The organism is Phenylobacterium sp. (assembly GCF_024508875.1).
GTDB lineage: Bacteria > Pseudomonadota > Alphaproteobacteria > Caulobacterales > Caulobacteraceae > Phenylobacterium.
In genome coordinates this window covers 1-24409 of record NZ_JANINU010000161.1, presented here as the reverse complement: position 1 = coordinate 24409, position 24409 = coordinate 1, and the positions used below count along the sequence as shown (strand labels likewise).

General features: G+C 70.3%; 36 protein-coding genes and 1 pseudogene. 20 read left to right on the top strand and 17 right to left on the bottom strand.

Annotated elements, in window-relative coordinates:
* Positions 1 to 69: 69 nt before the first annotated feature.
* The 3 genes from Q0L11_RS13000 to Q0L11_RS12990 all read left to right on the top strand — a co-directional run bounded on the left by Q0L11_RS13000 (position 70) and on the right by Q0L11_RS12990 (position 1045).
* On the top strand, positions 70 to 378 hold the full coding sequence (locus Q0L11_RS13000; RefSeq protein ID WP_296597771.1) for a hypothetical protein: 309 nt from the start codon (positions 70 to 72) through the stop codon (positions 376 to 378).
* An 11-nt stretch (positions 379 to 389) separates the two neighbouring features.
* Positions 390 to 788 (top strand): hypothetical protein, encoded by a 399-nt coding sequence (locus Q0L11_RS12995; protein WP_296597770.1) that lies wholly within the window; start codon positions 390 to 392, stop codon positions 786 to 788.
* Positions 789 to 859: 71 nt separating this feature from the next.
* Complete coding sequence (locus Q0L11_RS12990; protein WP_296597767.1) at positions 860 to 1045, top strand: DUF1328 domain-containing protein; 186 nt, start codon at positions 860 to 862, stop codon at positions 1043 to 1045.
* Between the two features lie 22 nt (positions 1046 to 1067).
* On the opposite strand, the gene Q0L11_RS12985 is transcribed toward Q0L11_RS12990, so the two are convergent.
* The 3 genes from Q0L11_RS12985 to Q0L11_RS12975 are packed head-to-tail and all read right to left on the bottom strand — an operon-like array spanning position 1068 to position 3056.
* Positions 1068 to 1844: a metallophosphoesterase gene (locus Q0L11_RS12985; RefSeq protein WP_296597765.1), complete on the bottom strand. Its 777-nt coding sequence runs from the start codon at positions 1842 to 1844 to the stop codon at positions 1068 to 1070.
* Positions 1841 to 2680, bottom strand: a complete 840-nt coding sequence (locus Q0L11_RS12980; RefSeq protein ID WP_296597781.1) for a diacylglycerol kinase family protein — start codon at positions 2678 to 2680, stop codon at positions 1841 to 1843. Before Q0L11_RS12980 ends, Q0L11_RS12985 begins: the two co-directional genes overlap by 4 nt.
* A gap of 52 nt (positions 2681 to 2732) precedes the next feature.
* Positions 2733 to 3056, bottom strand: a complete 324-nt coding sequence (locus tag Q0L11_RS12975) for a hypothetical protein (RefSeq protein WP_296597764.1) — start codon at positions 3054 to 3056, stop codon at positions 2733 to 2735.
* Between the two features lie 190 nt (positions 3057 to 3246).
* Between Q0L11_RS12975 and Q0L11_RS12970 the strand changes: the two genes are divergently transcribed.
* The 4 genes from Q0L11_RS12970 to Q0L11_RS12955 all read left to right on the top strand — a co-directional run bounded on the left by Q0L11_RS12970 (position 3247) and on the right by Q0L11_RS12955 (position 4913).
* Positions 3247 to 3588: a YMGG-like glycine zipper-containing protein gene (locus Q0L11_RS12970; RefSeq protein ID WP_296597762.1), complete on the top strand. Its 342-nt coding sequence runs from the start codon at positions 3247 to 3249 to the stop codon at positions 3586 to 3588.
* An 85-nt stretch (positions 3589 to 3673) separates the two neighbouring features.
* On the top strand, positions 3674 to 4117 hold the full coding sequence (locus tag Q0L11_RS12965; protein ID WP_296597761.1) for an OmpA family protein: 444 nt from the start codon (positions 3674 to 3676) through the stop codon (positions 4115 to 4117).
* 331 nt (positions 4118 to 4448) lie between these two features.
* Positions 4449 to 4652 carry a hypothetical protein gene (locus tag Q0L11_RS12960; RefSeq protein ID WP_296597760.1) on the top strand — a complete coding sequence of 68 codons (204 nt, stop codon included), beginning with the start codon at positions 4449 to 4451 and terminating at the stop codon, positions 4650 to 4652.
* 12 nt (positions 4653 to 4664) lie between these two features.
* Positions 4665 to 4913, top strand: coding sequence for a hypothetical protein (locus Q0L11_RS12955; RefSeq protein WP_296597758.1), 249 nt, complete (start codon positions 4665 to 4667; stop codon positions 4911 to 4913).
* A 67-nt stretch (positions 4914 to 4980) separates the two neighbouring features.
* On the opposite strand, the gene Q0L11_RS12950 is transcribed toward Q0L11_RS12955, so the two are convergent.
* Complete coding sequence (locus tag Q0L11_RS12950; protein WP_296597756.1) at positions 4981 to 5781, bottom strand: response regulator; 801 nt, start codon at positions 5779 to 5781, stop codon at positions 4981 to 4983.
* A gap of 231 nt (positions 5782 to 6012) precedes the next feature.
* On the opposite strand from Q0L11_RS12950, the gene Q0L11_RS12945 reads away from it, so the two are divergent.
* Genes Q0L11_RS12945 through Q0L11_RS12930 form a run of 4 tightly spaced genes read left to right on the top strand, consistent with a single transcriptional unit; the run spans position 6013 to position 8720 of the window.
* Positions 6013 to 6201 (top strand): NepR family anti-sigma factor, encoded by a 189-nt coding sequence (locus Q0L11_RS12945; RefSeq protein WP_296597755.1) that lies wholly within the window; start codon positions 6013 to 6015, stop codon positions 6199 to 6201.
* Positions 6201 to 6809: a sigma-70 family RNA polymerase sigma factor gene (locus Q0L11_RS12940; protein WP_296597753.1), complete on the top strand. Its 609-nt coding sequence runs from the start codon at positions 6201 to 6203 to the stop codon at positions 6807 to 6809. Before Q0L11_RS12945 ends, Q0L11_RS12940 begins: the two co-directional genes overlap by 1 nt.
* 58 nt (positions 6810 to 6867) lie before the next feature.
* Entirely contained in the window at positions 6868 to 8541 is a 1674-nt protein-coding gene (locus Q0L11_RS12935; protein ID WP_367183414.1) for a sensor histidine kinase, read from the top strand.
* A 41-nt stretch (positions 8542 to 8582) separates the two neighbouring features.
* The gene (locus Q0L11_RS12930; protein WP_296597751.1) at positions 8583 to 8720 is read left to right on the top strand and encodes an entericidin A/B family lipoprotein; all 138 of its coding nucleotides are present in this window, start codon (positions 8583 to 8585) and stop codon (positions 8718 to 8720) included.
* Positions 8721 to 8777: 57 nt separating this feature from the next.
* Here the strand turns inward: Q0L11_RS12930 and Q0L11_RS12925 are convergent, their stop codons facing one another.
* Entirely contained in the window at positions 8778 to 9581 is an 804-nt protein-coding gene (locus Q0L11_RS12925) for a protein-glutamate O-methyltransferase CheR (RefSeq protein ID WP_296597750.1), read from the bottom strand.
* On the bottom strand, positions 9578 to 9946 hold the full coding sequence (locus Q0L11_RS12920; RefSeq protein WP_296597749.1) for a response regulator: 369 nt from the start codon (positions 9944 to 9946) through the stop codon (positions 9578 to 9580). Before Q0L11_RS12920 ends, Q0L11_RS12925 begins: the two co-directional genes overlap by 4 nt.
* A gap of 96 nt (positions 9947 to 10042) precedes the next feature.
* On the opposite strand from Q0L11_RS12920, the gene Q0L11_RS12915 reads away from it, so the two are divergent.
* Positions 10043 to 10411, top strand: coding sequence for an MmcQ/YjbR family DNA-binding protein (locus Q0L11_RS12915; protein WP_296597748.1), 369 nt, complete (start codon positions 10043 to 10045; stop codon positions 10409 to 10411).
* 6 nt (positions 10412 to 10417) lie between these two features.
* On the opposite strand, the gene chpT is transcribed toward Q0L11_RS12915, so the two are convergent.
* Positions 10418 to 11068 (bottom strand): histidine phosphotransferase ChpT, encoded by a 651-nt coding sequence (gene chpT, locus Q0L11_RS12910; RefSeq protein WP_296597747.1) that lies wholly within the window; start codon positions 11066 to 11068, stop codon positions 10418 to 10420.
* 65 nt (positions 11069 to 11133) lie between these two features.
* Between chpT and Q0L11_RS12905 the strand changes: the two genes are divergently transcribed.
* Both Q0L11_RS12905 and cysQ read left to right on the top strand, forming a co-directional pair.
* Positions 11134 to 11334, top strand: a complete 201-nt coding sequence (locus Q0L11_RS12905) for a DUF3553 domain-containing protein (RefSeq protein WP_296597746.1) — start codon at positions 11134 to 11136, stop codon at positions 11332 to 11334.
* A gap of 8 nt (positions 11335 to 11342) precedes the next feature.
* Positions 11343 to 12107, top strand: a complete 765-nt coding sequence (cysQ, locus tag Q0L11_RS12900) for a 3'(2'),5'-bisphosphate nucleotidase CysQ (protein ID WP_296597744.1) — start codon at positions 11343 to 11345, stop codon at positions 12105 to 12107.
* A gap of 43 nt (positions 12108 to 12150) precedes the next feature.
* On the opposite strand, the gene Q0L11_RS12895 is transcribed toward cysQ, so the two are convergent.
* Positions 12151 to 12534, bottom strand: a complete 384-nt coding sequence (locus Q0L11_RS12895; protein ID WP_296597742.1) for a hypothetical protein — start codon at positions 12532 to 12534, stop codon at positions 12151 to 12153.
* 101 nt (positions 12535 to 12635) lie between these two features.
* Between Q0L11_RS12895 and Q0L11_RS12890 the strand changes: the two genes are divergently transcribed.
* Together Q0L11_RS12890 and glp are read left to right on the top strand one after the other, a co-directional pair.
* Positions 12636 to 13823, top strand: coding sequence for a Xaa-Pro peptidase family protein (locus tag Q0L11_RS12890; protein ID WP_296597741.1), 1188 nt, complete (start codon positions 12636 to 12638; stop codon positions 13821 to 13823).
* Positions 13823 to 15013, top strand: a complete 1191-nt coding sequence (gene glp, locus Q0L11_RS12885) for a gephyrin-like molybdotransferase Glp (RefSeq protein WP_296597740.1) — start codon at positions 13823 to 13825, stop codon at positions 15011 to 15013. The genes Q0L11_RS12890 and glp overlap by 1 nt, the downstream gene beginning before the upstream one ends.
* Before the next feature lie 23 nt (positions 15014 to 15036).
* On the opposite strand, the pseudogene Q0L11_RS12880 reads toward glp, so the two are convergent.
* A pseudogene (locus Q0L11_RS12880) lies at positions 15037 to 15882 on the bottom strand (XdhC family protein); the annotation flags it as partial.
* Positions 15883 to 16030: 148 nt separating this feature from the next.
* Here Q0L11_RS12880 and Q0L11_RS12875 point away from each other — a divergent pair.
* Both Q0L11_RS12875 and Q0L11_RS12870 read left to right on the top strand, forming a co-directional pair.
* Positions 16031 to 16897 (top strand): bifunctional regulator KidO, encoded by an 867-nt coding sequence (locus tag Q0L11_RS12875; protein WP_296597739.1) that lies wholly within the window; start codon positions 16031 to 16033, stop codon positions 16895 to 16897.
* Between the two features lie 160 nt (positions 16898 to 17057).
* Positions 17058 to 17687: a hypothetical protein gene (locus Q0L11_RS12870; RefSeq protein WP_296597737.1), complete on the top strand. Its 630-nt coding sequence runs from the start codon at positions 17058 to 17060 to the stop codon at positions 17685 to 17687.
* Here the strand turns inward: Q0L11_RS12870 and moaC are convergent.
* The 7 genes from moaC to moaA form a co-directional block, all read right to left on the bottom strand.
* The gene (gene moaC, locus Q0L11_RS12865) at positions 17684 to 18154 is read right to left on the bottom strand and encodes a cyclic pyranopterin monophosphate synthase MoaC (RefSeq protein ID WP_296597735.1); all 471 of its coding nucleotides are present in this window, start codon (positions 18152 to 18154) and stop codon (positions 17684 to 17686) included. The two genes, Q0L11_RS12870 and moaC, sit on opposite strands and share 4 nt — an antisense overlap.
* Positions 18151 to 18699, bottom strand: a complete 549-nt coding sequence (gene moaB, locus Q0L11_RS12860) for a molybdenum cofactor biosynthesis protein B (protein WP_296597734.1) — start codon at positions 18697 to 18699, stop codon at positions 18151 to 18153. Before moaB ends, moaC begins: the two co-directional genes overlap by 4 nt.
* A 179-nt stretch (positions 18700 to 18878) precedes the next feature.
* Positions 18879 to 20696: a glutamine--fructose-6-phosphate transaminase (isomerizing) gene (glmS, locus tag Q0L11_RS12855; protein ID WP_296597733.1), complete on the bottom strand. Its 1818-nt coding sequence runs from the start codon at positions 20694 to 20696 to the stop codon at positions 18879 to 18881.
* Between the two features lie 12 nt (positions 20697 to 20708).
* On the bottom strand, positions 20709 to 20981 hold the full coding sequence (locus Q0L11_RS12850; protein ID WP_296597732.1) for a hypothetical protein: 273 nt from the start codon (positions 20979 to 20981) through the stop codon (positions 20709 to 20711).
* 133 nt (positions 20982 to 21114) lie between these two features.
* Entirely contained in the window at positions 21115 to 21555 is a 441-nt protein-coding gene (locus Q0L11_RS12845; RefSeq protein WP_296597731.1) for a molybdenum cofactor biosynthesis protein MoaE, read from the bottom strand.
* Positions 21552 to 21791: a MoaD/ThiS family protein gene (locus Q0L11_RS12840; protein WP_296597730.1), complete on the bottom strand. Its 240-nt coding sequence runs from the start codon at positions 21789 to 21791 to the stop codon at positions 21552 to 21554. The genes Q0L11_RS12845 and Q0L11_RS12840 overlap by 4 nt, the downstream gene beginning before the upstream one ends.
* Before the next feature lie 3 nt (positions 21792 to 21794).
* Entirely contained in the window at positions 21795 to 22829 is a 1035-nt protein-coding gene (gene moaA / locus Q0L11_RS12835) for a GTP 3',8-cyclase MoaA (RefSeq protein WP_296597729.1), read from the bottom strand.
* 29 nt (positions 22830 to 22858) lie between these two features.
* Between moaA and Q0L11_RS12830 the strand changes: the two genes are divergently transcribed.
* Entirely contained in the window at positions 22859 to 23449 is a 591-nt protein-coding gene (locus Q0L11_RS12830) for a nucleotidyltransferase family protein (protein WP_296597727.1), read from the top strand.
* Here the strand turns inward: Q0L11_RS12830 and Q0L11_RS12825 are convergent.
* Positions 23446 to 23652, bottom strand: a complete 207-nt coding sequence (locus Q0L11_RS12825; protein ID WP_296597725.1) for a hypothetical protein — start codon at positions 23650 to 23652, stop codon at positions 23446 to 23448. The genes Q0L11_RS12830 and Q0L11_RS12825 overlap by 4 nt on opposite strands.
* Before the next feature lie 201 nt (positions 23653 to 23853).
* Between Q0L11_RS12825 and Q0L11_RS12820 the strand changes: the two genes are divergently transcribed.
* Complete coding sequence (locus Q0L11_RS12820) at positions 23854 to 24330, top strand: hypothetical protein (protein WP_296597724.1); 477 nt, start codon at positions 23854 to 23856, stop codon at positions 24328 to 24330.
* The last annotated feature ends 79 nt before the right edge of the window (positions 24331 to 24409 follow it).

Genomic DNA, 24409 nt, shown 5'->3' with positions numbered 1-24409 from the left:
ATGGCCTTTGCGGCCGTTCCCATAACGACCTATGTTGCAGCGCGCCAAGCGTAGCTCCGGAGACGACCCATGCCGCCCAAGGCCGGCCAACTCACTACCGAAGACGTGGCCGACGCGGCCAACGACACCGCCGCCAAGATCACCGCCGACGCTCAGAAGGCGATCAATGACGCTGCGAAGCGGATCGAAGCCACCGTCCAGCAGGCGCTGGAGCAGGTGCGCGCCCAAAGCCGCGTCTACGCCGACGCCGCCGGCGAGCACATCGACGAGGCCAGCCGGGTCGCCAGCGAGCAGATCCGGGCGCGCCCCCTGGCCGCAACCGGCGCCGCCCTGGGGATCGGCGTCCTGATCGGCATGCTGCTCGCCTCGAAGCGCTGACCGCCGCCCTGGTGAACCTTCAGCGAATCCTGAGTCTCGCCGCCGCCATCGGCGCCATCGTGGCGGCGGCGGCGGTGTGCGTCGTCGCGGCCTCGTTCGCCCTCTACGCCCTCGCGCGCGAGTATCTCGGCCCGGCCGGCGGCGGCGCCGTGGTGGCCGCGGTGTTCGCGCTGGTCGCTGTGATCATCGCTTGGATCGCGACCCGCAAGGTGACGCCCAAGACCAAGGCGACGGCCGCGCCGCCGCCGTCGCCGCTCGACAAGGCGATCGGCATGGCCAAGGAGCATCCGGTCGTCGCGGCCGGCGCGGCCGCGGTCGCCGTCGCGGTGCTCCTGCGCAATCCCGCGACCGTCGCGGCGCTCGTCAGCGCCTTCCTGGCCGGCAACAACACCGCGCCTCCGAAGAAGTAGTTCGGAACACCACCGGTCTCGAAGCGTTGCCTTCGCCGCAGGCGGTTCGGCCTGCGAACGGAGGTAATGACATGCTCGGTTGGGCTCTGACCTTTCTGGTGGTCGCCCTGATCGCCGGCGTCCTCGGCTTCACCTCGGTGGCCGGCGCCGCGATGGGGATCGCCAAGATCCTGTTCTTCGTCTTCCTGATCCTGTTCGTGGTCTCGCTGGTCATGCACCTGGTACGCGGCCGCGGCGTGGGTCCGGGACCGCTCTAAGGCCCGCAAGGCCGGCTGGGCGCTATCGCTTGTCGAGCGCCCAGGTCCGATAGGGCTCGTAGTGTGAGCCCGTCCAGGCGAGGGCGGTCACGCGGATGCAGCCGTCCTCGACCTCGACTTCGTTATAGCTCGGCGGAACGCCCCGCTCGCGGATCGACAGCGTGCCGGCGCCCACCGCATAGGTGCGCCCGTCGCCGTGTGGGTAGGGCCACGTGAAGGGCGCGTGGATGTGCCCCGACAGCACCAGGTCCACCTTCGCCGCGGTGAACACGTCGGCCGCGGCCTCCCCACCCCAGACCCGCGCCGTCATCGGCCCGCCTATCATCTCGATGAGCGGGTGGTGCACGACGACGATCCGGAGCGCGTCCGATTCCTCGAACCACTCAGCCGCGGTCTTGGCCTGTCTGCGGGCGATCTGGCCCTTGGACCAGTTCAGCCTTGGCTGCGCGCCGCGGGCGGTGTTGACGCCACAAACGGCGATCCCATCCTTCCGCCAGGTCTGGGCCGGCGCCGGTCCGATGTAGCGCTCGAAGCGGCGGAAGGGCGCGAGGATGCGCTCGGCCCAGGCGAGGTAAGGGGCATCGTGGTTGCCGGGCGTGACCAGGCGGGGCTGGGGAAGCGACGCCAGCCACGATGCGGCAGCCTCGAACTCCGCGACTTCGGCGTAGCGCGTCAGGTCGCCGGAGACGATCGTCACGTCGAAGCCGCCGGAGCGGATCCGCTCGCCCGCCGCCGCGACGGCCTCGGAATTCTCGCCGCCGAAGTGAATGTCCGACAGGTGCGCGAGGCGAACCTTCATCCGGCGCGCTCATCCTTCGGCGGCGTCAGCACCCGGCAGACCTTGGGGTCGTAACGCACGTCGACGACGCTGGTGAGGCGCACGCTCTCGCCGTCAAGCAGCGCGGGGATGCCTTGCGCCGCCCAGACCTGGGCGCGCTTGCAGAACTCGTCCTCGACCGCCGGGTCCACCCGCCAGTCACGGACCAGGGCGTTCAGCCCAAGTCGCAGGATTTCGCCTGCCCCGTTCGGATTGAGCGCCGCCGCCTCCAGCATCGGGTCCTCGGCGCGCATCACCTTCGAGGCGATCGGACAGATCAGCACCAGGGCCTCGGCCTTCTGCCGCGGCTTGCCGTCCAGCCGGTAGCGCAGGCGTCCCGTGAAGGCGCGCTCCAGAGCGTGCCGGGTGTTCGCGAAGGCCTCTAGAAGACGCCCGTGCCGCGCCGCCTCGCGCGCTGGCGCCAGACGCGCTGGTGAGCCCAGGATCGCCGCGCACAGGAAGCGACGCCCTTCGATGCAGCCGCCGCCAAGGTCCCGCTCGCGCCCGGTCTCAAGGGCCAGATGCAGCGCCTCGGGCCAGGCTCGCTGCCCGTACACCGCGTGCGGCATCATGTTCATGGTTCCGCCGGGCAGCGGCGCGATCATCGGGCCATTGGGCCCGCAGAGTTCGGCGGCCGCCCTCACCGTGCCATCGCCGGCGAGGGTGATCAGCAGATCCGGCCCCGCGTCGACGGCGCGTCGCAATTCGCCGACCAGCTCCCCGGGCTGGGGCGTGCGCACGCGCGCTGTGACGCCATGCTCGGCGAGCAGCTTCTCCAGTTCGGCAGGCGCACTCGGGCCCACGCTGCCGGAAGCAATGTTGGCGACGACCTCGATCTTGCCGAGGCGTGGGCGGGTGGGCGCGTCAGCGTCAGTTTGTGGCAGGCGTTTGGGTCCGGTCGGTCGTGGTCACGTCGCGCACGGCCTGGCCCGCTTCGGCCGCAGCATTGCGCACGACAGGTTCGGCCTGGTCGGCCGCTGTGGCAAGGTTCTGGTCGACGACCGTGCCCGCGCCGCCGAACGATCCGTTCACCGCGGCCAACGCCATGACCACCAGCCCCACCGCCGCGGCGAGGATCAGGAACGTCATGAGGACCGGGTGGCGGCGACGCGACTTCACGGCGTCGCGGCGGCCGAGTTCATAGGCTTGCCGAAGGTCAGCGCGCTCGGCGTCGCGGTCGCTGTAGGAGGTCACGGCTACGTCTCCGAAAGTGTTCCCCGGCTGCAACGGCGCCCGAGAGCCTTGGTTCCGGGCGGAACTGCGAAGGTGGCGACGCGTTTTCCGGCCAGAGCGCGTCCCTGCCCAAGGGTCCGGAGGCGCTCCAGAGTGATCCGGCGCCGGCTTCGGGCGGGCTCCGGGGACACCCCAAAGGAGAGCCATTCGAATGTTGAAGCCTCTTATCGCTATCGCCGGCGCCGGCATCCTGGTCAGCGCCTGCACCAGCACCGGCCATACGGAACGCAGCGCCCTGGGCGGTGCGGCGCTCGGCGCGCTTGGCGGCGCGGCGATCGGCGCGATCTCGGGCGATGTCGGCGTTGGAACCGGCGCGGCCGTCGGCGCGGCTGTCGGCGGCACCGTCGGCGCCGTCAAGGGTTGCCGCGACGAAGGCGGTTGCGGCAAGGACACGCCGAACCGTCGCCAGTACTATGACGAGCGCGCCGGCCGCTATTACTACTACGATCCAGGCACCGGCCGGTACTACTGGGAGAACGGCACGCCGCGCTGATGCGTCGGCCGCAACCGGACTAGAACACAGGGCGGTCGGGCCTCCGGCCGCCCTTTTCTCGTTCTGACAACAGGGAGGGCTGGAGATGAAGACGGCAATCGTGATCGGCCTCGTGGCCGCGACGGGGCTTTCGGCGTGTACGACCATGAAGGCGGCGCGCGACCGCGTGGTCCGTGCGCCGCCAACGTGCCAGGACGTGACAATCCCGGTCTATTTCGAGCCCGACGCTGCGCAGATCACGCCCGAAGGCCGACGCGTCATAGCGATGCAGGCGAACCAGGCCAGGCGCTGCAAGGTGGAAGGCGTGCGGGTGGTCGGGTTGGCGGACGCCGCGGGGGATCCCGCCGCCAACTTGGAACTGTCCAAAGCGCGCGCCGCCGCGGTGACGAACGCTTTAATGAAGGCCGGCCTGCCGCCCGCCGAATTCGACCTGACGGCCGTTGGACAGGCGGGGTCGGTAACGTCGGACGGCAAGGTCGCGCCGGTCCGCCGGCGCGCGGACGTCACCCTGAAGCTCTCCCGGCCCTAGAACCCATCCCCGTCGGATCAGATCAGTCGAAGCGCCGACCTGCTTTGCTGACGCCCGATCGCGCGGCCGGGGCGCGCGCAAAGAGAAGGGCGGACCGTGAGGTCCGCCCAGGTGTGCATCATCGAGAAAAGGGGTGCGGAGACGGCAGACTGGCATGCTCGCCAGCCTCAAGTCGGGGGGGGCGTCGCCGCCTCCGCACTTTGAAGAACACCTCTCTTCCCGAACCGTTCCGGGCCCTCGCGATATTTTTTCGCTTCGCACGCGAAACCGCCGCGCCGGAACGTCGTCTTGGCCGTGCGCGTTAGTCCCTCGCCGCCAGGAAAGGGCTCCCATGCGCAGTTCCCTCGTCGCCACCACCGGCTTCAAGTTGGCGCGCAGCCCTAGCGCTCGCGCGGTCGCCCAGCGCCGCCGTCTCGCTGTCGCGGCCGCCCTGGCCTGCCTCGCCGGCGCGGGCGCCGCCTTCGGCTATCTCTCATCCGCGAGCCCCGGGGACGACGGCCCGATGGGCCCGTTCAGCTATTTCCCTTCCGAGTAAGGAGTCCGATCCATGTCGTTTTCCTCCCGCGACACCGAGGGTCGCCCCGCGATGAACGCAACCCGCGCCCGACAGGGGCGGTGGGGCCGGCAGGTGTTCTGGGTGCTGGTGTTCGGCACGTTGCTCGCCGCGCTCGGCATGTTCGCCGCCTGGACCTGGAAGTCCGCCGACGAAGGCCCGCCCGGTTCAGCTCAGGAAAGCGTCGACGGCCGCGGCTACGGCGCGCCCGAGCCGCCGCCACCCAACCCTCAGTCACGCTAACGGGGACGGCCCAAACAAGAAGGGCGCCGCTTCACAGCGGCGCCCTTCTCATTGGATGGAAGCGACCTCAGGCGGCCTGCTTGTTCTGCCGCCGCGGGTGGAAGAACAGGGCCTGGCCGATGGCGGCCTTCACCGTCTCCGGCTGGAACGGCTTGGTGATCAGGAAGGTCGGTTCGGGCCGCTCCCCGGTCAGCAGACGCTCCGGGAAGGCGGTGATGAAGATCACCGGCACGTCATAGCGCTGCAGGATGTCCTTGACCGCGTCGATGCCCGAACTGCCGTCGGCGAGCTGGATGTCAGCCAGCACGAGACCAGGGGTCTTGCGCGCGACGGCGTCCACCGCCTCGGTGCGGGTGGCCGCGATGTCCACGACGGTGTGGCCCAGCTCGGTGACCAGCGCCTCGATGTCGGCGGCGATCACCGGCTCGTCCTCGATAATGAGCACGTCGGTGGCCAGTTCGGCGTCGATCTCGGCCTGGGCCTCGGCGATCAGCCGTTCCACCTCGGGGAAGTCCGCGCCCAGGATCTGGGCGGCTTCCGTCGGCGTGAAGCCTTCGAGCGCGGTGAGCAGGAACGCCTGCCGCGAACGCGGCGCGATGCGCATGAGGCGGCGGGTGGCGTCGTCGACGCCGGGATCGTCATCGGTCGGGCCTTCGAGCTGCGCGCCCGAGGTGCACCAGATGGCGTGGAAGACGTGATAGAGCGCCACGCGCGGCGTCATGCTGTCTTCAAGAGTACGTTCGCCGGCCGCAAGGGCCTCGAGGGCCACGCGCACGTAGTGGTCGCCGGTGGTCTGGTCACCAGTCAGCGCGCGCGCGTAACGGCGCACGTACGGCAGGTGCGGCGCCAGTCGGGCTAGAAGACTCAAGGGTTCACCCCTCCCGTATTGCAGTTCGAACACGGCAGCCCGGTGCGAGGTCACGCCCCGACCGAACCCCATGATGCTCGGAAACGTCATCGCTGGGAACCGGTTCCATTGTCGGCCGGTTTTCCGCATCTTGTTCCTCAACGGACGGGAACCCGAATTCGGACAAGGGCGTTGAGCAGTCGCAAGGAACACGAGAGGGGGCGGACTCCGCGCGAGCGGAGCGCCGACGAGATGATCGAACAACGTCCTACAGCGGAGCGCCGCAAGGCCTCCGCAGCTCTTGATGAAGCCCGCCTGCGCCAGCAGGCGATTGGCGTGCGCCTGCGTCAGATGTTCGACGAGGTGGTCAACGAGGAAGTTCCCGAGGAATTCCTCGAAATCCTGCGCCGCGCCGACGAGCGCGGCTCGGAGAAGGCCTGATGGAAGGCGCAGTGGAAAAGGTTCGCCCGCCCCGTACGGCCGCGGACGACGCCGCCTTCAAGCGCGAGCTGGTGCAGCTTATCCCGCACCTGCGCGCCTTTGCCCGCACGCTGTGCGGCGACCCCACCGCCGCCGACGACCTGGCGCAGGACGCCATGATGAAGGCCTGGGACGCGCGCGCCAGCTTCCAGATGGGTACGAACATGAAGGCCTGGACCTTCATGATCCTGCGCAACCAGTTCTATTCCGAGAAGCGACGGTCGTGGCGGCAGAGCCAGCTCGACCAGGAGGCGGCGGAACGCACTCTGGTGGCCGTAGACGATCCTGAGGCCCCGGTGGCGCTGGACGAGCTTCGCCAGGGCATGGCCATGCTGCCGGCCGAACAGCGCGAAGCGCTGATCCTGGTGGGCGCCGGGGGCTTCGCCTACGAGGAGGCGGCCGAGATCTGCGGCTGCGCGGTCGGCACGGTGAAGAGCCGTGTGAGCCGTGCGCGGCGGGCGCTCCATGCCATCCTCGAGGAAGGCGCCTACGAACGGGACGGCGCCGCCGCGGGGGACGCGATGCGTTCTATCCTCGCCGATGCGGAGCGTCTAAGCACCGCCCGATAGGACGCGGTCCCCGATGCCAGGCTTGCCCACCGGTTCGTTGAGTACGATCCGGGTCCGCTTGATCGCGGCCCTGGCCGCCGGCCTGCTGCCGGTGCTGGTGCTCGGCGCTCTGCAGTCCGCGATCGGCTTCCAGCGCGAAGGCCGGGAGCTGCGCCAGAACCTCGGCTTCGCCGCCGAGCGAAGCGCAGCCACCGCCCGCGCGCGGATGGAGAGCGCCGACGTCCTGCTGCAGACGCTCGCGCCCGGCGCTGTCGGCTTCCAGTGCCAGAAGCGCCTGGAGCAGGTGACGGAGCGCATCCCCGGCTACCTTAACCTGATCCGGTTCGACCGGTCGGGGCGGGTGGTCTGCGCGGCCGGCGGCGTGCCGGCCGACCTCGGGCGCGCCGAGCGGCCATGGTTCCGGCAGCTCGCCGAGGGGCGAGCCATCTCGATCACCCGCGACCCCGGCTCGGCCTATGCCCAGGAACCCGCGGTGCTCACCGCCGCCCGGGCCAGCACGGTCGACGGGACCTTCGACGGCGCCTTCGCTGCGGTGATCGCGCTGTCGAGCCTGCAGCCCCAGCTTTCCGACCCTTCGCTGCCCAAGGGCGCCGAAGTGGGACTGGTGGAGAAGACCGGCCGCTACATCACGACCACCGATCCCGGCGCGTTCCCGGCCCTGCCGGCCGACTGGCGCGCCAAGGTCGAGGCCCGTGGCACGCTCGTCTGGTACGGCTCGGACGGCAAGGGCCGCCGGAGGGTCTATTCGGCCGCGCCGGTTGTCGGCGACGAGGTCTATGTGGTGCTGTCGGCGGCCTCGCCGGGCATCCTCTCGTGGGCCCGGCTGAACCCGCTCACCGGCATCGTCTTCCCGCTGCTGACCTTCCTCTCGGCCCTGGTGGCGGTGTCCGTGGTCACCGAGCGAGTCGTCGTCCGGTGGATCGTCTACCTGCAGCGCATCGCCGCCCTCTACGCCCGCGGCCGCCTCAGCGTGCGGCCCGTGCAGGCCGAGCAAATGCCGGGGGAGATCCGCGAATTGGCCGAGACGCTGGAGGATATGGCCGACGCCATCGTCGGCCGCGACGCGTCCCTGCGCGACAGCCTGGCTCAGAAGGACGCGCTGATGCGCGAGATCCATCACCGGGTGAAGAACAACCTGCAGGTCATCTCCAGCCTGCTGAACATGCAGCAACGCGCGCTGGTGGATCCCGCCGCCCGCTCGGCCATGAGCGACACGCGCCAGCGGATCACCGCCCTGGCCCTCATCTACCGGGCGCTCTACCAGGGCCCCGATCTCAAGCGCGTCGACCTGCGGCCGTTCCTCGAGGAACTCACCGCCCAGCTCATCAACGGCGAACTCTCGCACGGCCTGACCGTCCGGACGGAACTGAAGGTCGACCCGCTGGTCATCGATCCCGACCGGCTCGCGCCGCTGGCGCTGTTCGCTGTCGAGGCCATCACCAACGCCCAGAAGCATGCGTTCACGGCGCGCGGCGGGGTGTTGCGGCTGAACTTCGTGGTCCGCGGGGAAGAGGCCGAGCTGGAGATCAGCGACGATGGCGAGACCGACGAGAGCGCCCTTGTCTCCGCCGGCGTCGGCCGCACGCTGATGACCGCCTTCGCCCGGCAACTCCGGGGCAGGGCGGAGCTCACGCGTAATGAGGCCGGAGGGGTCACGGCCCGGCTGATCTTCCCGAATCCTTCCGCCGAGCGTCCGGCCGGCGTCCCGCGGGGGAACCAGGCCGCCGCCTGAAGCGTTGCCGCGCAGAGATTCAAACCCCCGGGAGTTACCTCATGCGCAAGTTCGTTCTGCTGGCCATCGCCGCCGCCAGCCTGGCCGTCACCGCCTGCAACACCGTCTCGGGTGCGGGCAAGGATGTGAAGTCCGCTGGCGAGGCGGTGACCAACACCGCCGAAGACGCCAAGCGGTAGGACCAGTCGCAAAATTCAAGGAGGGCCCCGGCGCGCAAGCCCGGGGCCTTTCGCGTTTCAGGCGGCTGTCGGCATCGCGGCGTACAGCGCCATGTCCGGAGCGGCGCGAACGAACGCCTTTCCGGCCCGGTCGTTCGGCCCGAGCAGCAGCGCCCCACCGGGGGCCAGGACCGCTTCGAGCTGCTCCAGCACCCGGCCAGCAGCCTCCGGCGCCAACTGCCCGAGCACGTTGCGGCAGAGGATCAGGTCGAACTGGCCGATCCGGTCCAGCTCGTCCATCAGGTTCAGACGCCGCCAACGCACCATCTGGCGCACACGTGGCGACAGGGCGAACCACTCGCCGTCCTTTTCGAAATGGCGCACCAGCATGCGCGCCGGAAGACCACGCTGGACCTCGAACTGCGAGTATCGGCCGCTCTGGGCTTTCTCCAGGCTGCGTTCGGAAAGGTCGGACGCGAACAGCTCCATCTTGCCGACGCCGCGCGCGTCGGCGAGCAGCATGGCCAGCGAATAGATCTCCTGGCCGGTGCCGCAGGCCGCGTTCCAGATCCGCACGGGCTCACCCTGGCGCCTCTCGGCCAGCACGGGGATCACCTCCTCCACGAGCTCGGCGAATACGCGATGGTCGCGGAAGAATTCGGTCTCCGGCAGCGCCATGGCCTCCACCGCCGCCCAAACCAGCCGGTCGTCGGCGCCGTGGCGCAGCGCGTCGATCAGCGCCTCCACCGAACTGAAGCATTCGCGGCGGGCCAGGGGCGCAAGGCGGCTGTCGATCAGGTAGGCCTTCTCCGGGTCCACCTGCAGGCCGGCGCGCTCCAGGCTGACGGCGGCCACATAGGCGCGGTCCTGAGCCGGGATCATGCCGCCAGTCCCAGATAGTCGAGCTTGCCGGCGATGATCGCGCCGTCGAACGGCTTCATGATGTACTCGTCGGCGCCGGCGTCCAGCGCCTCGCGGATGGCCTCCAAGTCGTTCTCCACCGAGCAGAACACGACCTTGGGCGCATCGCCCCCGGGCTCGGCGCGCAGGCGCTTCACGAACTCCAGCCCATCCATCGCCGGCATGCGCCAGTCCAGCAGCACCAGGTCGGGCATGACGGCGCTGCACCAGGCCATCGCCTCCACGCCGTCCGACGCCTCGGCGACCTCGAAGCCGAGGTCCTCGAGGATGCGGCGCGAGACCTTTCGGATCACGCGGCTGTCATCGACGACGAGGCAGGTCTTCAAGGGACTACGGGCTCCGGCGGTCAGGCAGCCTATGTCGCGCCACCTTGGTTAACGCCGCGTGTTAACGGATCGCAGAAAGCGGGCGTAAGCTGCGGCATGGTGGATGCGCCCGCCCTTCGCCGTATGGCCCTGAAGCTGCCGGAAGCCGTCGACGGCTCCGGCGAGGCCACCCTGAGCTTCACCGTGGGCGGCAAGGGCTTCGCTTGGACCTATCTCGTGCGCGAGCGTCCGAAGGGACCTCGCCGCCCGCGCCCCGAGGTTCTCGCGGTCCGTTGCGATCTGGCGCGCAAGGAGATGCTCATCGCGGCCGCCCCCGAGCGCTTCTTCGACGACGACCACTATCGCGGCTATCCGGCGGTGCTGGTGCGGCTGGAGGCGGTGGAGGCCGACGAACTCGCGGCCTTGCTGCGCGACGCCTGGCGGCTGTCGGCGCCGAAGGCGATTCTCAGACGATACGAAGCCTGAGCGCTATCAGGCCGGCAAGGTCGCGGCGAAGATGACCCGGTCATCCTGGACGTCGGCGAACACCCGGCCACCGGCATCGCCGACGAACAGGTGGACATAGTAAGCCTGCACCCAGTGCCCATGCAGCCCCTCGCCGAGCGGCTGGCCCTGGAGCCCGGCCAGGACTTCCGGCCGAAGGCGGGCGCGCGGCCCGGTGGACTCGATGGCAATGGCCACCGAGGCGCCCTCCTGCACCGCCCGCACCTTGGCCACGCCGCCGGTGGGCAAGGCCGCGCCCGCCATCTGCGACAGGTTCAGCAGCGTGCGGGCCGCCGGCTTGTTGACCGCCGGGGTGTCGACCAGCCACTCCAATTCGGGCCGCATGTGCGCGAAAACGCCCTGCGCCAGTTTTTCCAGGTCGCGGACGTCGAAGGTCTCGGCCGAGGCGGACGCGCCGAAGGCCACCCGGCAGAACGACAGCAGGTCGGCCAGCTTCTTCGCCGACGAGCTGATCAGCCCCATGGCCTCCTCGCGCATGTCCTGCGCCGAGGGGTCCTCCAGCAGGTCGAGGCCCGAGGAGATCGCGCTCGCGGGGCTGATGAAGTCGTGGCACATCCGCGCCGCCAGGTAGGCGGCGAGCTCGGCGGGGCGCACGGCGAGGGCGGTTGGTTCGGTCATCACGGCGAACCTTGGCGCGATTTGCGCCTTGGGGAAACGCCCCCGCCTCTCTTATAGACCCCGCCATGGAGACGTTTGGGGATCCGTTCCTGGAGCCGGGCGTCCTGGTGCGTCACCCGACCGAGAGCGACTGGGGGCTGGGCCAGGTGCAGTCCGTCGTCGGGCCCCGGGTGACCGTGAACTTCGAGCATGCGGGCAAGCGGACGATCGACGCCAGGGCGGTGACGCTCGTGTTCGTCGGCGACGATCCCCGCGCAAAAGGCTGAGGACGACTTTGAGCGACGACGACGTGGGCGAAATCCTCGCCGAGATCTGCGAGGCGGCCGCCGCCCTGATCCTTCCTCTCTGGAAGTCGGGGGTCGAGGTGCTGACCAAGGCCGACGAGAGCCCCGTCACCGAGGCGGATCAGCGCGGCGAGAAACTGATCCTGGAGCATCTGGCCCGCCATTTCCCCGACGTGCCCGTGGTCTCGGAGGAGGACGCCAGCGAGTTCGGGACGCCTGACGCCATCGGCCCGCGCTTCTTCCTGGTGGACCCCCTGGACGGGACCAAGGCCTTTGTGCGCGGCGACCCCAACTTCACCGTGAACATCGCGCTCATCCAGGACGGCCGCCCGGTCGCTGGCGCCGTCTGCGCGCCCCCCACGGGCGAGACCTGGTACACGAAGGGCGGCAAGGCCTGGAAACGTGTGAGGGGCGGGCCTGCTAGCGAGGTCTGCGCGCGCACATGGCCGAAGGGCGCGGCCATCGCGCTGGTCAGCCACACCATGAAGGAAGAGGTCGCGGTCAAGCTGGCCGAGGAATACGGCTTCGACCTGCGCGAGCCGATGGATTCCTCGATCAAGTTCTGTCGGATCGCCGAAGGCTCGGCCGACGTCTATCCCCGGCACGGCCCCACGATGGAATGGGACATCGCGGCCGGCCATGCCGTGCTCGAGGCGGCGGGCGGCTCGGTTCTGACGATTGAGGGACGGCCCTTCCAGTACGGAAAGGCGTCAGAAGGCTTCCGCAACGGCTGGTTCGTCGCCCGCGGCGCCTGAATGAGGTGAAGCCTCCCCGCCGGCGGGGAGGCTTCGTCCTGGTTCAGCGGTCCTGTCCGCCCTGGCCCGACTGGCCCGATTGGCCGGCCTGGCTAGCTTGCCCAGTCTGACCGCCCTGGCCGGCCTGACCGCCTTGGTCGGCCTGACCGCCTTGCTCGCGCTGGCCCATTTCGCCTTGCTGGCCGCCGCGGTCGCCTTGCTGGTTCTGCTGGCTGGGCTGCTGCTGCTGGGCGTTGTTGTCCTGCTGCTGCGGGCGGCGGGTCTGGTCTTGTTGACCTTGGTTCATATTGTTGTCCTGGCCCATGGCGAGGTCCTTCCTGTTGGGGGTGGCGCAGCCTCCGCTGGGGTCGGTGCTGCCCGCCATAAAGTCCTGAATCGTCCGACGGTTCGGCTTGGCCGTGGGCTTTTTAGCGCGGGCGTCGCCCACCCGACCTTCCCACCCCGGGAAGGGGCGCGAACTGCTGCACGTCCCCGACAGTGGCGCCGCGCCCTCCGGCGCGATACCTCTCCGGCCTGAAGGAGCGTCCCATGACCTACATCGGCGGATCGAGCGCGGAGCAGGAGCTGGCCGAGCTTCGGCCCTGGCCCAACCCCGCGTCGGCGATCACCCGCGAGGAGCGGCTGGAACGCCTCGCCAAGGCCCAGTCGCTGATGACCAGCGACGCCCTGATCGTCGGGGCGGGCGCCTCGCTGCGCTACTTCGCCGGGGTCGGCTGGAACGCCACCGAGCGCATGGTCGCGATGTTGCTGCCGAAGCGTGGCGAGCCGGTGATGATCTGCCCGCGGTTCGAGGAAGGCTCGCTCCGGGCGTCCCTAGGTATCGAGGCGCCGCTCCGGCTCTGGGAGGAGCACGAGAACCCCGCCGCCCTCGCCGCCGAGGTTCTGGCCGACTGGGGCGCGACTTCCCTTGCCATCGACCCGGCGCTGGCCTTCGCCATGTTCGACGCCCTGCGCCTGGCCGCGCCGGGTGTGGAGATGCCGAACGCCGCGCCCGTCATCGACGGCTGCCGGTCGATCAAGTCGGCGGCCGAGCTCGCCCTGATGGCCCAGGCCAAGGCCATGACCCTGGAGGTCCACCGCCGCGCGGCCCGTATCCTGCGCGACGGGATCACCACCGGCGAGGTTCGCCGCTTCATCGACCAGGCGCATCGGGCGCTCGGCGCCGACGACGGCTCATCGTTCTGCGCGGTGCAGTTCGGCGAGGCTTCGGCCTATCCGCACGGCCTGCCTGGCGAGCAGAAGCTGCAGCCCGACGACCTGGTGCTGATCGACACCGGCTGCCGGGTCCAGGGCTACAACTCCGACATCACCCGCACCTACGTCTACGGCCAGGCCACCCAGGACCAGTTGCGCGTCTGGGCTGTGGAGAAGAAGGCCCAGGCCGCCGCCTTCGCCGCCGTGAAGCCGGGCGTCCCTTGCGAGGAGATCGACGCGGTGGCGCGCCGGGTGCTGGCCGCCGAAGGCTTCAGCCCGGACTACGATCTCCCCGGCCTGCCCCACAGGACGGGCCACGGCATCGGCCTGTCGATCCACGAGGCGCCCTATCTGGTGCGTGGCGACCAGACTCCGCTTGCCCCCGGCATGTGCTTCTCGAACGAGCCGATGATCGTCATCGAGGGCCAGTTCGGCGTGCGCCTGGAGGACCACTTCCAGGTCACCGCCGAGGGCGCCGCGTGGTTCACCCCGCCGCAGCCCGCGATCGACAGGCCCGTCTGATGAAGCTGCTAACCGTCGAAGGCGCCCGCGCGCGGATGCTGGGCGAAATCCGGGCCCTGCCTGCCGAAGCGGTGGCGATCCAGGATTCGATCGGCCGCGTGCTCGCCGAGGACGTCGCCGCCGTGCGCGACCAGCCGCCGTTCGCCGCCTCGGCCATGGACGGCTGGGCGGTGCGGTCGGCCGACACGCCGGGGGCGTTGCGCATCGTCGGCGAGAGCGCCGCGGGTCACGGCTTCGAGGGCGTCATGCAGGCCGGCGAGACCGTGCGCATCTTCACCGGCGCGGCCATGCCCGAGGGGGCCGACGCCATGGTTATCCAGGAAGACGCCAGCCGGGCGGGCGACACCGTCACCGTGCCCTTGGTGAAGTCCGGCCACTACGTCCGGCCGGCGGGCGGGGATTTCCGGGCCGGCGTCGCCCTGCTTGCGCGGGGCCAGCGGATCGACCCGTGGCGGCTTTCGCTGGCGGCGGCGGCCGGACGCGCGGACTTGTCGGTGACGCGTCGGCCGAAGGTGGCCCTGTTCTCCACCGGTGAGGAGATTGTCGAGGCGCCCGCCATCCCCGGCCCGTTCCAGATCTACGACTCCGGTTCGCTGGCGCTGGCGGCCCTGATCGCCGGCTGGGGCGCCGAAGTCGCCCGCGCGCGCGCCGTGCGGGATGACCTGGACGCCACGATCGAGGCCCTGCGGAAGGCCGATGGCGACCTCGTCGTGACCGTCGGCGGCGCCTCCGTGGGCGACCACGACCTGGTGCGCGCCGCCGCCGAGGCCCTCGGCCTGGAGATGAAGGTCGCGAGCGTCGCGGTGCGGCCCGGCAAACCCACCTTCTTCGGCGCGCTGGGGGACGGCCGCCGCCTGCTGGGCCTGCCCGGCAATCCCGCTTCGGCCCTGGTCTGCGCCGAACTGTTCCTGCGGCCGATCCTCGCCGCCTATGCCGGCGCCGACCCTTCCGTACGGATGATGGGGGCGAAGTTGTCCGCCCCCCTCCCCGCAAACGGGCCGCGCGAGCACTGGATGCGGTCGAAGCTCGCGTTCGAGGACGGGATCGTGACCGCCCGGCCGTTCCGCGATCAGGATTCGTCGCTGGTTAGCGTCTTCTCGCTGGCCGACGCGCTGCTCAAGCGACCGGCCGATGCGCCTGCGGCCGCAGCGGGCGAGGTCGTGGAGGTGCTGCCGCTATCGCGAGCGTAGCGCAGGGCGGTGATCTCGCCGATCACCGAGACGGCCACCTCGAACGGGGCCTTGCCGCCGATGTCGAGGCCGATGGGGGCGTGCAGCCGGGCGAGCGTGCTTTCGGCCATCCCCTCGAGTTGCAGTTCCTGCAGCCGGCCGGCCAATCGGCGGCGGGCGCCCAGCAGGCCGACGTAGCCGGCGTGGGACGGCAGGGCCGCCTTGAGGGCCGCCCGGTCGGTCTCCAGGTCGTGGGTCGCCACCGCCACGCTGGTCCAGGGGTCGAGGCCGATGGCCGCCAGCGCCTGCGCCGGCTCCTCCCGGCGATAGGCGACCCCGGCGATGGGCGGCGGCGCGGCGGGGCCTTTCGGCCGCACCAGCGTGGTCTCGAAGCCGGACTTCACGCCCAGCTCCGCGATGGCCAGTGCCGTGGGATCGCCCCCGATCACCACCAGCCGGGGTGTGGGCTCGTAGCGCTTCTCGACGACCACCTCGGGCCAAGGCGAGACCTCGGCGGCGCAGACCCTGGCAATCCCGTCGCTGGCATAGCTCACCGGCCGTCGCTCGGCCTCGGCGGCCAGCAGCTCGGTCAGGGCCGAATCACCCGGTGCGATCCGCTCCAGCACGATCTCGATCCGGGCCCCGCAAAGCAGCCGGATGTCGGGCCAGGGGCTTCCCTCGCCATAGACGAGTGTGCGCGGTTTTGAATCAGCCAGGCACGCCCAGGCATGCCCCGCAACGTCGCCCTCGACGCAGCCGCCAGAGAAGTAGCCGGCCAGGATGCCCGGGGCGAAAACCATCTGCGTCCCTTCGGGACGGGGCCCGCCGCCCTCCACCGAGACAAGGGTCGCCAGCACGAATGGCTGGCCCGCGGCCACCGCCTTGCGCATGGCCGGACGGACGTCCTCGGCCACGCCGAACATCGGCCACTCGGGAAGAGGGTCAATCACGCCTTAACCTTCGCAGGGATACGGCTTCTTAGCCTTTCCTGCGGCAAAATGGCCATTGGAACGGAATAGACCAAGCTTTTCAGAGCGCATGACCTCAACCCTCAGCAAGCTCGGCCTCGGGACCAGCCAGTTCGGTCTCGATCAGCCGCCCGGACCGCGCGGCAAGCCGCGGGACGCTGAGGCGCGCGACATCCTCTCGATCGCCGGCCGCTCGGGCCTCGCCGTGCTCGAGGTCGCCCGCGGTACGACCGCGTCCGACGGGCTGCTGCGCGGAGCCCTGCCCCAGCCCAACCCCTTCCGCATGACGCTGACCGCCGTCCGCCCGGACCGCGGCCCCGAGGTCGTGGAAGCTGAGCTGCGCGCCCAGATGCTGCGCCTGGGCGTCGAACGGGTGGACGCCATCGTCGCCCCGTCGGCCACCGACCTCTTCTCGCCGCTGGGCCCCAAGCTCTGGGACAAGCTCAAGGAACTGAAGGACCAAGGCCTGTGCAAGCGCATCGGCGTGCCGGTCTACGCCTCGGACGACCCGGTCGGCGTGGCGCGGCGCTTCAAGCCCGACCTCGTCCAGGCGCCCGCCTCGCTGCTGGACCAGCGCCTGCTGCTGGACGGCTCGCTCGCGACCATCGCCGAGATGGGCATCGAGGTGCACCTGCGCTCGATCTTCCTTAACGGCGTCCTGTTCCTGCCGCCCGATCGCGCGCCCAGCCACCTCAAGGCCGCTGCCGGCCGGATCTCCCGCGCTCGCCGCCTGATCGCCGAGGGCAAGTCCGATCCGTTGCAGGCGGCCCTCGGCTTCGCCCTGACGCGGCCCGAGGCCAGCCATGTCCTGGTGGGCGTGACCTCGGCGGCCGAGATGAGCGCCGTGGTCGCCGCCGCCATGAGCCCGCCGCCGGACCTCGACTGGGACGAGATGGCGATCGACGATCCCGACGCCCTGAGCTGGGCCGCCGCCTAGGCCTCCGCGCGCGCCAGCGATACCTCCCTCGACACTCGAAGGCATGCGGCGTCGCCGCAGAGCCGCTGTGCAGGACCGCTGATTGAGCGGCGCCTGAGCGTGACGCTTACTCCCCCCAGCTCGCGACGAGCTGTTCCAGTCCAACCGAAGGGGGAGTCCGATGGCTCACGCCAGGGCCTTACTCGGCCTGATCCTTGCTGCCTGCGCCACCGGCGCCTTCGCCGCCCCTGCGCCGGGAGAGCCGACGCTGACCGAAGTGCGGAAGCTCACCGAGCGCTTCACGGACGTGAAGGTCGCCCTGGCCGAGGGCTACATCCGCGATCCGTTCGACATGTGCGACACGGCCGAGATGATGGGAAAGCCCGCGGTGCTGGGCGCTATGGGCGTGCACTATTTCCGCCCCGACCTGGTGGGCGTCACCGAGCCGCCGAACCCGCGCGTCAACGGCAACGGGACCCACACCGACTTCCGCAAGCCCGCGATCCTGATCTACGAGCCGCAGGCCGACGGCTCGATGGCGCTGGTTGCGGTGGAGAACCTGGTCTTCCAGGCTGCGTGGCGCGCCACCGGCGCCAAGGGGCCGCCGACGTTCCACGGGCTCGCCTGGGACGCCATGGCCGACGATCCGGTGACGCCCATCGACGAGGCGCACATGTTCGCCCCGCACTACGACCGCCACGTCTGGATCTACCGGGACAACCCGAACGGGGTCTTCACGCCGTTCAACCCGAACGTCTCATGCCGCTACCACAAGGGCGCGACGGAGCACGCCGGGCACGGCGGCCACTAGGAAGCGGACCAGTCCCCGCTCTTGCCGCCGGTCTTGGAGACGAGGCGCACCGCCTCGATGACCATGCCCTTCTCGGCCGCCTTCAGCATGTCGTAGAGGGTCAGGCAAGCGACCGAAACGGCGGTCAGGGCCTCCATCTCCACGCCGGTCTGGCCTGTGGTCTTCACCCGCGCGGTCACCGAGAGGCCGCCCTCGCCCGGCTCGATCTTCACCTCGGCCTTGGTAATCGGCAGCGGGTGGCACATGGGGATGAGGTCCGAGGTCCGCTTGGCGGCCATCACCCCGGCGATCTCCGCGACGGCGCGGACGTCGCCCTTCCGACCCTCTCCCGAAAGTGCGAGCGCCAACGTCTCCGGAGTCATCCGGACGAACCCCTCAGCCGCCGCCTCGCGCGTGGTCGCGGCCTTGTCCGAGACGTCGACCATGCGGGCGCGGCCGCTTTCGTCGATGTGGGTGAGGCGGCTCACTGTTCCATCAGCCGCGGCATGAGCTCGACCATGTTGCAGGGGGCGTGCCGGCTGTCGAGCTGGGGGGCGATCACCTTGTCCCAGCCATCCTTCACCGCCCCGTTCGACCCCGGCAGGCAGAAGACGAACACGCCCTTCACGATGCCGGCCAGCGCCCGCGACTGCAGCGTCGACAGGCCCACCGACGCGTAGCTCACCATGTGGAAGACCACCGAAAAGCCGTCGAGCTCCTTGTCGAACAGCGGTCGGACCGCCTCGGGCGTCACGTCGCGGCCAGTGATCCCAGTGCCCCCCGTGGTCACCACGGCCTCCACGAAGCCGGTGGCGACCCAAGCCTCGATCTTCTCGCGGATGGCCACGACGCTGTCCGGCACGATGGCCTTGTCCACCAACTCGTGGCCGGCGTCGGTGACGCGCTTGGCCAGCAGGTGACCAGAGGTGTCACTCTCCTCGTCGCGGGTGTCGGAGATGGTGAGCACCGCCACCTTCACGGGCTTGATCTGCTGACTGGTGTCGATCCGGCCGCCGGGGGTCAACGCGTTCATGAGAAGCTCCTTCGCGCGCAAATTAGAACGTCATCCCCGGGCTTGTCCCGGGGATCCAGAAACACCGGGCGTCGAGGGTGGACCAGAGGCGTCGCCGCACGCCCGTTCCGCAGTCGCCCGCGCCTTTGGATGGGCAGGACAAGGCCGGCCATGACGAGCAGATAGGGCGGCCGCTCCGCTCACTCCACCGTAACGGACTTCGCGAGGTTGCGCGGCTGGTCGATGTCGCGCCCCAGGCCCTGGGCGACCTGATAGGCCAGGAGTTGGAGCGGGATGTTCAGCAGGATCGGGTCCAGTTCGGGCTCGGAGCGCGGGACGGCGAAGCTAGCCTCCACCCCTTCGGCCACGACGCCCGGATGGCTGATGGCCAGTACTGGACCGCCGCGGGTCCGCACCTCCGCGATGGTCGACAGGTTCTTGGGCAGCAGGTCGTCGTCGGGCAGGACGATCACCGTCGGCGTCTCGGCCGAGATCAGCGCCAGGGGGCCGTGCTTCAGCTCCGAGGCAGCGTAGGCCTCGGCGTGGAGGTAGCTGATCTCCTTGAGCTTCAATGCACCCTCCTGCGCCACCGCGTAGCCGGCGGCGCGGCCCAGGAAATAGGCGTGGTCAGCCTGGGCGAGGCGCTCGGCGAGGGCGCCGAGTTCGGCCTCGCGCGCCACGATCCCGGCGATCTGGTCCGGCAGTGCGTCCAGCGCCGCGAGCAGCCGCGCGCCCTGGCCGGCCGACATGTCGCGCACCCGGCCGAACTGGAGGGCGAGCAGGGCGAAAGCCACCGCCGTCGACGTCCAGGTCTTGGTGGAGACCACGGCGATCTCGGGCCCCGCGTGCAGATAGACGCCGCGGCCGCACTCGCGGGCGATGGTGGAGCCGACGCTGTTGATCACGCCCAGCACGCGGCCGCCCTTGCGCTTCACCTCCTGGATAGCGGCCAGGGTGTCGAAGGTCTCGCCCGACTGGCTGACGGCGACGTAGAGCGTGTCCGGCTCGATCACTGGGTTGCGGTAGCGGAATTCCGAGGCGGGCTCTGCGCTGGCGGGGATGCGAGCCAGTTGCTCGATCATGTGTGCCCCCAGGACGCCCGCGAAGTAGGCCGAGCCGCAGCCGAGGATCTTCACACGCCGGACGTCGAGCATCTCACGGGCGGCCATCTCGACGCCGCCGAGGTGGGCCGTGGAGAAGCGCCGGTCCAGGCGGCCCAGCAGGGTGCGCCGCACCGCCTCGGGCTGTTCGCCGATCTCCTTGCGCATGAAGTGGCTGTAGTCGCCCTTGTCGAAACCCTGGGCGTCGCCCGAGAGCTCCAGCGTGGCTTTGGTGGTCTGGCCGCCGTCGAGGGTCAGCACGGTGAAGCCGTCGGCGCGGACTTCGGCGATCTCGCCGTCGTCCAGGTGGGCGACCGAGCGGGCGTGGCCCATCAGGGCGGCGGCGTCCGAAGCCACGAACATCTCGCCCTCGCCGACACCCACCACCACGGGGCCGCCGTTACGGGCTGCCACGATGGCTTCGGGCCGGGCCGCGTCGACGACCGCGACGCCGTAGGCGCCCTTCACCTGCCGCAGCGCGGCGCGGACGGCTTCGACCAGGCTGGCCTCGGGACGCAGGCCGATCAGGTGCGCCAGGACCTCGGTGTCGGTCTCGGAGAGGAAGGTGACCCCGTCGGCGACCAGGCGGGCTTTCAGCTCGGCCGCGTTCTCGATGATGCCGTTGTGGACCACGCCGATCCGCCCAGACGCGTCGGTATGCGGGTGGGCGTTGAGGTCGCTGGGCGCGCCGTGGGTGGCCCAGCGGGTGTGGGCGACCCCGACCGTTCCGGGCAACTCGCGCGGCAGGACGTCCTCCAGCTCGCGGACCTTCCCCTTGCGCTTGTGGACCGCCAGACGGCCGCGGTCGGCGACGGCGACGCCGGCGCTGTCATACCCCCGGTACTCGACGCGCCGCAGCCCCTCGACCAGCAGTGGCAGGGCCTGGCGCGGCCCGATGTAGCCGATGATCCCGCACATCAGGCGCGACCCTCAGCCGTAGATAATGCGGCGGATCTGGCGGAGGCTGTAGGCGGGAGCCGGGAAGCGGCGCTGGGCCAGTTCCTCGGCGATGCGGGCGTAGATCTCGTCGTTGCGCCGGCCCAGCTTGAGCAGCGCGGCGTGCCGGCGCCGGACGAAGTCTTCGGGGCTCTCGCCCAGGTAGGTGAGCACGTCATCGACGATCCGCCTCGCTTGCGACGGCGCGAGGTCGCTGGACCGGGCCACGTGGGCCACGAGATCGTCCAGGTCGCCCGCATCCGACATCGAGGGGTGTTCTGGCTGCTCCATAGAGCGCAGACAACGAGCTTGCCCGAATTCGGGCAAGAGGCGATGTATAGATATTATAGTTCAGCGAACACGTTCTTCGAACATGATTCGAGAAATATCGAACTGTCGGTCAGTCCCACCGCTCCCGGTCGATGTGGTCCTGAGCCGTGGGCTCGATCCAGCGCTGGCCACCGGGGCCGTGTTCCTTCTTCCAGAAGGGGGCGCGGCTCTTCAGGTAGTCCATCAGGAAATCGCAGGCCTCGAACGCGGCGCGGCGATGACCGGCGGCGGTCGCCACGAAGACGATGGGCTCGCCCGGACCGATCTTTCCCACGCGATGCAGGATCAGCAGATCGTGCAGGCCGAACCGTTCCCGAGCCTGATCGGCGATCTTGCCGATCTCGCTCTCGGTGAAGCCGGGATAGGCTTCCAGTTCCAGAATCGCCGTCGCGCCTTGTTCCGCCCGCGCGAGGCCGGTGAAGGTGGCCACGGCGCCGGTTTCCTCGCGCCCCCGCGCGAACTCCGACAGCAGGGCCCCGGGCTCGAAGGGCTGGTCCGTGAGGCGGATCATCCGCCGCTCATCGGCGGGAGAAACGCCACTTCGCTGCCGGCGGAGAGGGCAAGATCGCCGCGCACCAGCGCCTGGTCGACGGCCACCTGCACCCCCGGGCCTTCGAGCGCCGCGCCAAGAGCCTCATCCTCGCCGGCGAGTTGGGCCCGGAGCACGGAAACCGAGGCGGCCTCGACATCGCGCTCGCGCCAGCCCGCGAGGTCGCGCAGCGAGCCGAACAGCAGGACGCGCGCCATGGATCAGCCCCCGGTCGTCGACATGTGCCGCGCCACCGCCGGCCGGGCGCGCGCGATCTGGAAGTCGTGGCCTCGGGGCTTGCCGAGAACGGCGGTGCGGATCGCCGCCGTCAGCTCGGCGTCGCTCGCGCCTGCGCGCAGAAGCGCGCGAAGGTCGGTGGCGTCATCCTGGCCGAGGCAGGTGTGCAGCGTCCCGGTGCAGGTCAGGCGCACGCGGTTGCAGGCCTCGCAGAAATTGTGGCTGAGCGGCGTGATGAAGCCGAGGCGCCCCCCCGTCTCCGCGACACGCACATAGCGCGCGGGGCCGCCGGTGGAGAGCGGCAGGTCCTCGAGGGTCCAGAAGCTCTCCAGATGGGCGCGGAGATCCTTGAGCGAGACGAAGTCGGCCGTGCGGTCCACGTCGACCTCGCCCATGGGCATCGTCTCGATCAGGGTCAGGTCGCAGCCGCGGCCATGCGCCCAGGCGATCAGGTCGGGAATCTCGGCCGCGTTGTCGTCCTTGAGCGCCACGGTGTTGATCTTGACCGCGAGGCCGGCGGCCTGCGCAGCGTCCAGGCCGGCCAGCACCTTGGAGAGGTCGCCGCCCCGCGTCAGCGTCCGGAAGCGGCCCGGGTTCAGGGTGTCGAGCGAGACATTGATCCGGCGCACGCCGGCCGCGGCCAGCTCGCCCGCGAATTCGGCCAGGCGCGTGCCATTGGTAGTCAGGGTCAGTTCGTCCAGCGCGCCAGAGTCCCGGTGACGGGAGAGGCCGCGAACCAGGTCCATCATCCCCTTGCGCACCAGGGGCTCGCCTCCGGTCAGCCGCAGCTTGCGCGTTCCCAGGCCGATGAAGGCCGTCGCGACGCGGTCCAGCTCCTCCAGGGTCAGGACCTCGACCTTGGGCAGGAAGGTCATGTGCTCGGACATGCAATAGACGCAGCGCAGGTCGCAGCGATCGGTGACCGAGAGCCGCAAATAGGTCACCGTTCGGCCCAGCTCGTCGATCAGCGGGCCTGCCGCGGCCCTGTCGGCCGCAAGGGTGTCGTCGTAGGGCGTCATCCGGCCTGCAAGATAGGGGGGAAGCGCGCGTGGGGACAGGGGATAGCTTCGCGGCGGTCGTCCTGGCCGCCGGAACAGGCTCGCGGTTTGGCGGCGGCAAGCTGCTCGCCGACTGGCGCGGGGCGCCGCTGCTGCACGCCGCCCTCCGCGCCGCGCGCGCTGCGCCCATCGCCTCGGTGACCGTCGTCACCGGCGCCGACGCAGGCGTGGTCGGCGCCTGCGCCCGGGCGTTCGACCCGGCGATCCATCTGGTCCATGCCCCGGACCACGCTGAAGGGATGGCGGCCTCGCTGCGCGCGGGAATCGCCAGCCTGCCGGCGGACACGGCTGGCGCGTTCGTGTTCCTCGGAGACATGCCGTCCGTGCCGCACGCAGTGCTGAAGCCGCTGGCCGAAGCGGTGGCCGGGGGCGCGCCGGCCGCCGCACCCGTCTTCACGGGGCGGCGGGGCAATCCGGTCGTACTGGGACGCGAACTGTTCAGGGACGTGGCGCGCCTGGCAGGCGACGTCGGCGCGCGGCCCATCCTGCAGGAGTTGGGCGCGCGGGTGGCCCTGGTCGAAGCCCCCGACGACGGGGTGCTCTTCGACGTGGACGAGCGAACCGACCTTTCCGGACGCTAGACCTTCACGTCCACCCGCTGATTGGTCGCCGACGGCTGAATACGAACCTGGTCGGCGATGTTGAGTGTCCTCACCGCCGCCGCGATCGTCTGAGCCACCTGCACCGAAGTCGGCAAGGTGAACGGCGTCCATAGCCCGGAGCCGGAATTTCTTAGCTGCACGCTGACCATAGCGTCCTGCCTCGACATTCTGGCGGCGAACATAAAACGCCACCTCTTAACCGCCGGTTAAGGCTAACCTCAATTGGCGGTTGCAGTTGAAAGTGTCGCAGGTTGCTGCGCCGCACCCCACTCGGAGCCGCGCCGCAAGCCGCGCCACACTCGGCGATCAGCGTTCGGGCCTGCTCGCGTCGGGCGCGTTTCGACGGAGTTGCTCAACTCCACCATGGCGCGCATTCTCCGAGGATGATCCGACGCCTGAACAGCCTTCTCCTGGGATTTGCCCTCGCCGCCGTGGCCGGCGCGGCGGCGGCCCGCGACTACATCGTCGTGGCGTCGAGCGACCCCGCGATCGCCAGGGGCGCGGCCTATGACGGGGGCGCCAAGGTCGCGTTGGCGCCGGGACAGACGCTGACGCTCATGCACGCCTCGGGCGACACCATCCGCGTGAAGGGCGCCGCCGGCGGTGTCGTCCTGCCACGACGCCAGGCCGCGACGGCCGAGGCCGAGCGGCTGGCGGTGCTGCGGCTCATCGTGGCTCCGCCCGAGCGCCGTCCGCAGTCGGCCCTCTACGCCACGCGCACCCGCGCCGGGATCTGCCCCGAGGCCACGACGGTGACGACACTGGACGCCATCGCCCAGGTCCACCAGGGCGGCTGCGCCGCGGAGGCGGCGCAGGCGCTGGAGGCCTGGCTGGCGGCCCATCCCCCGTCGGACACCTAGGCGCGGTCTGCCCTGCGCATGGCCCTGGGTCCCGGATCGGCCTTTGGCCGTCCGGGATGACAGGGCTTTGGAGGGTGGT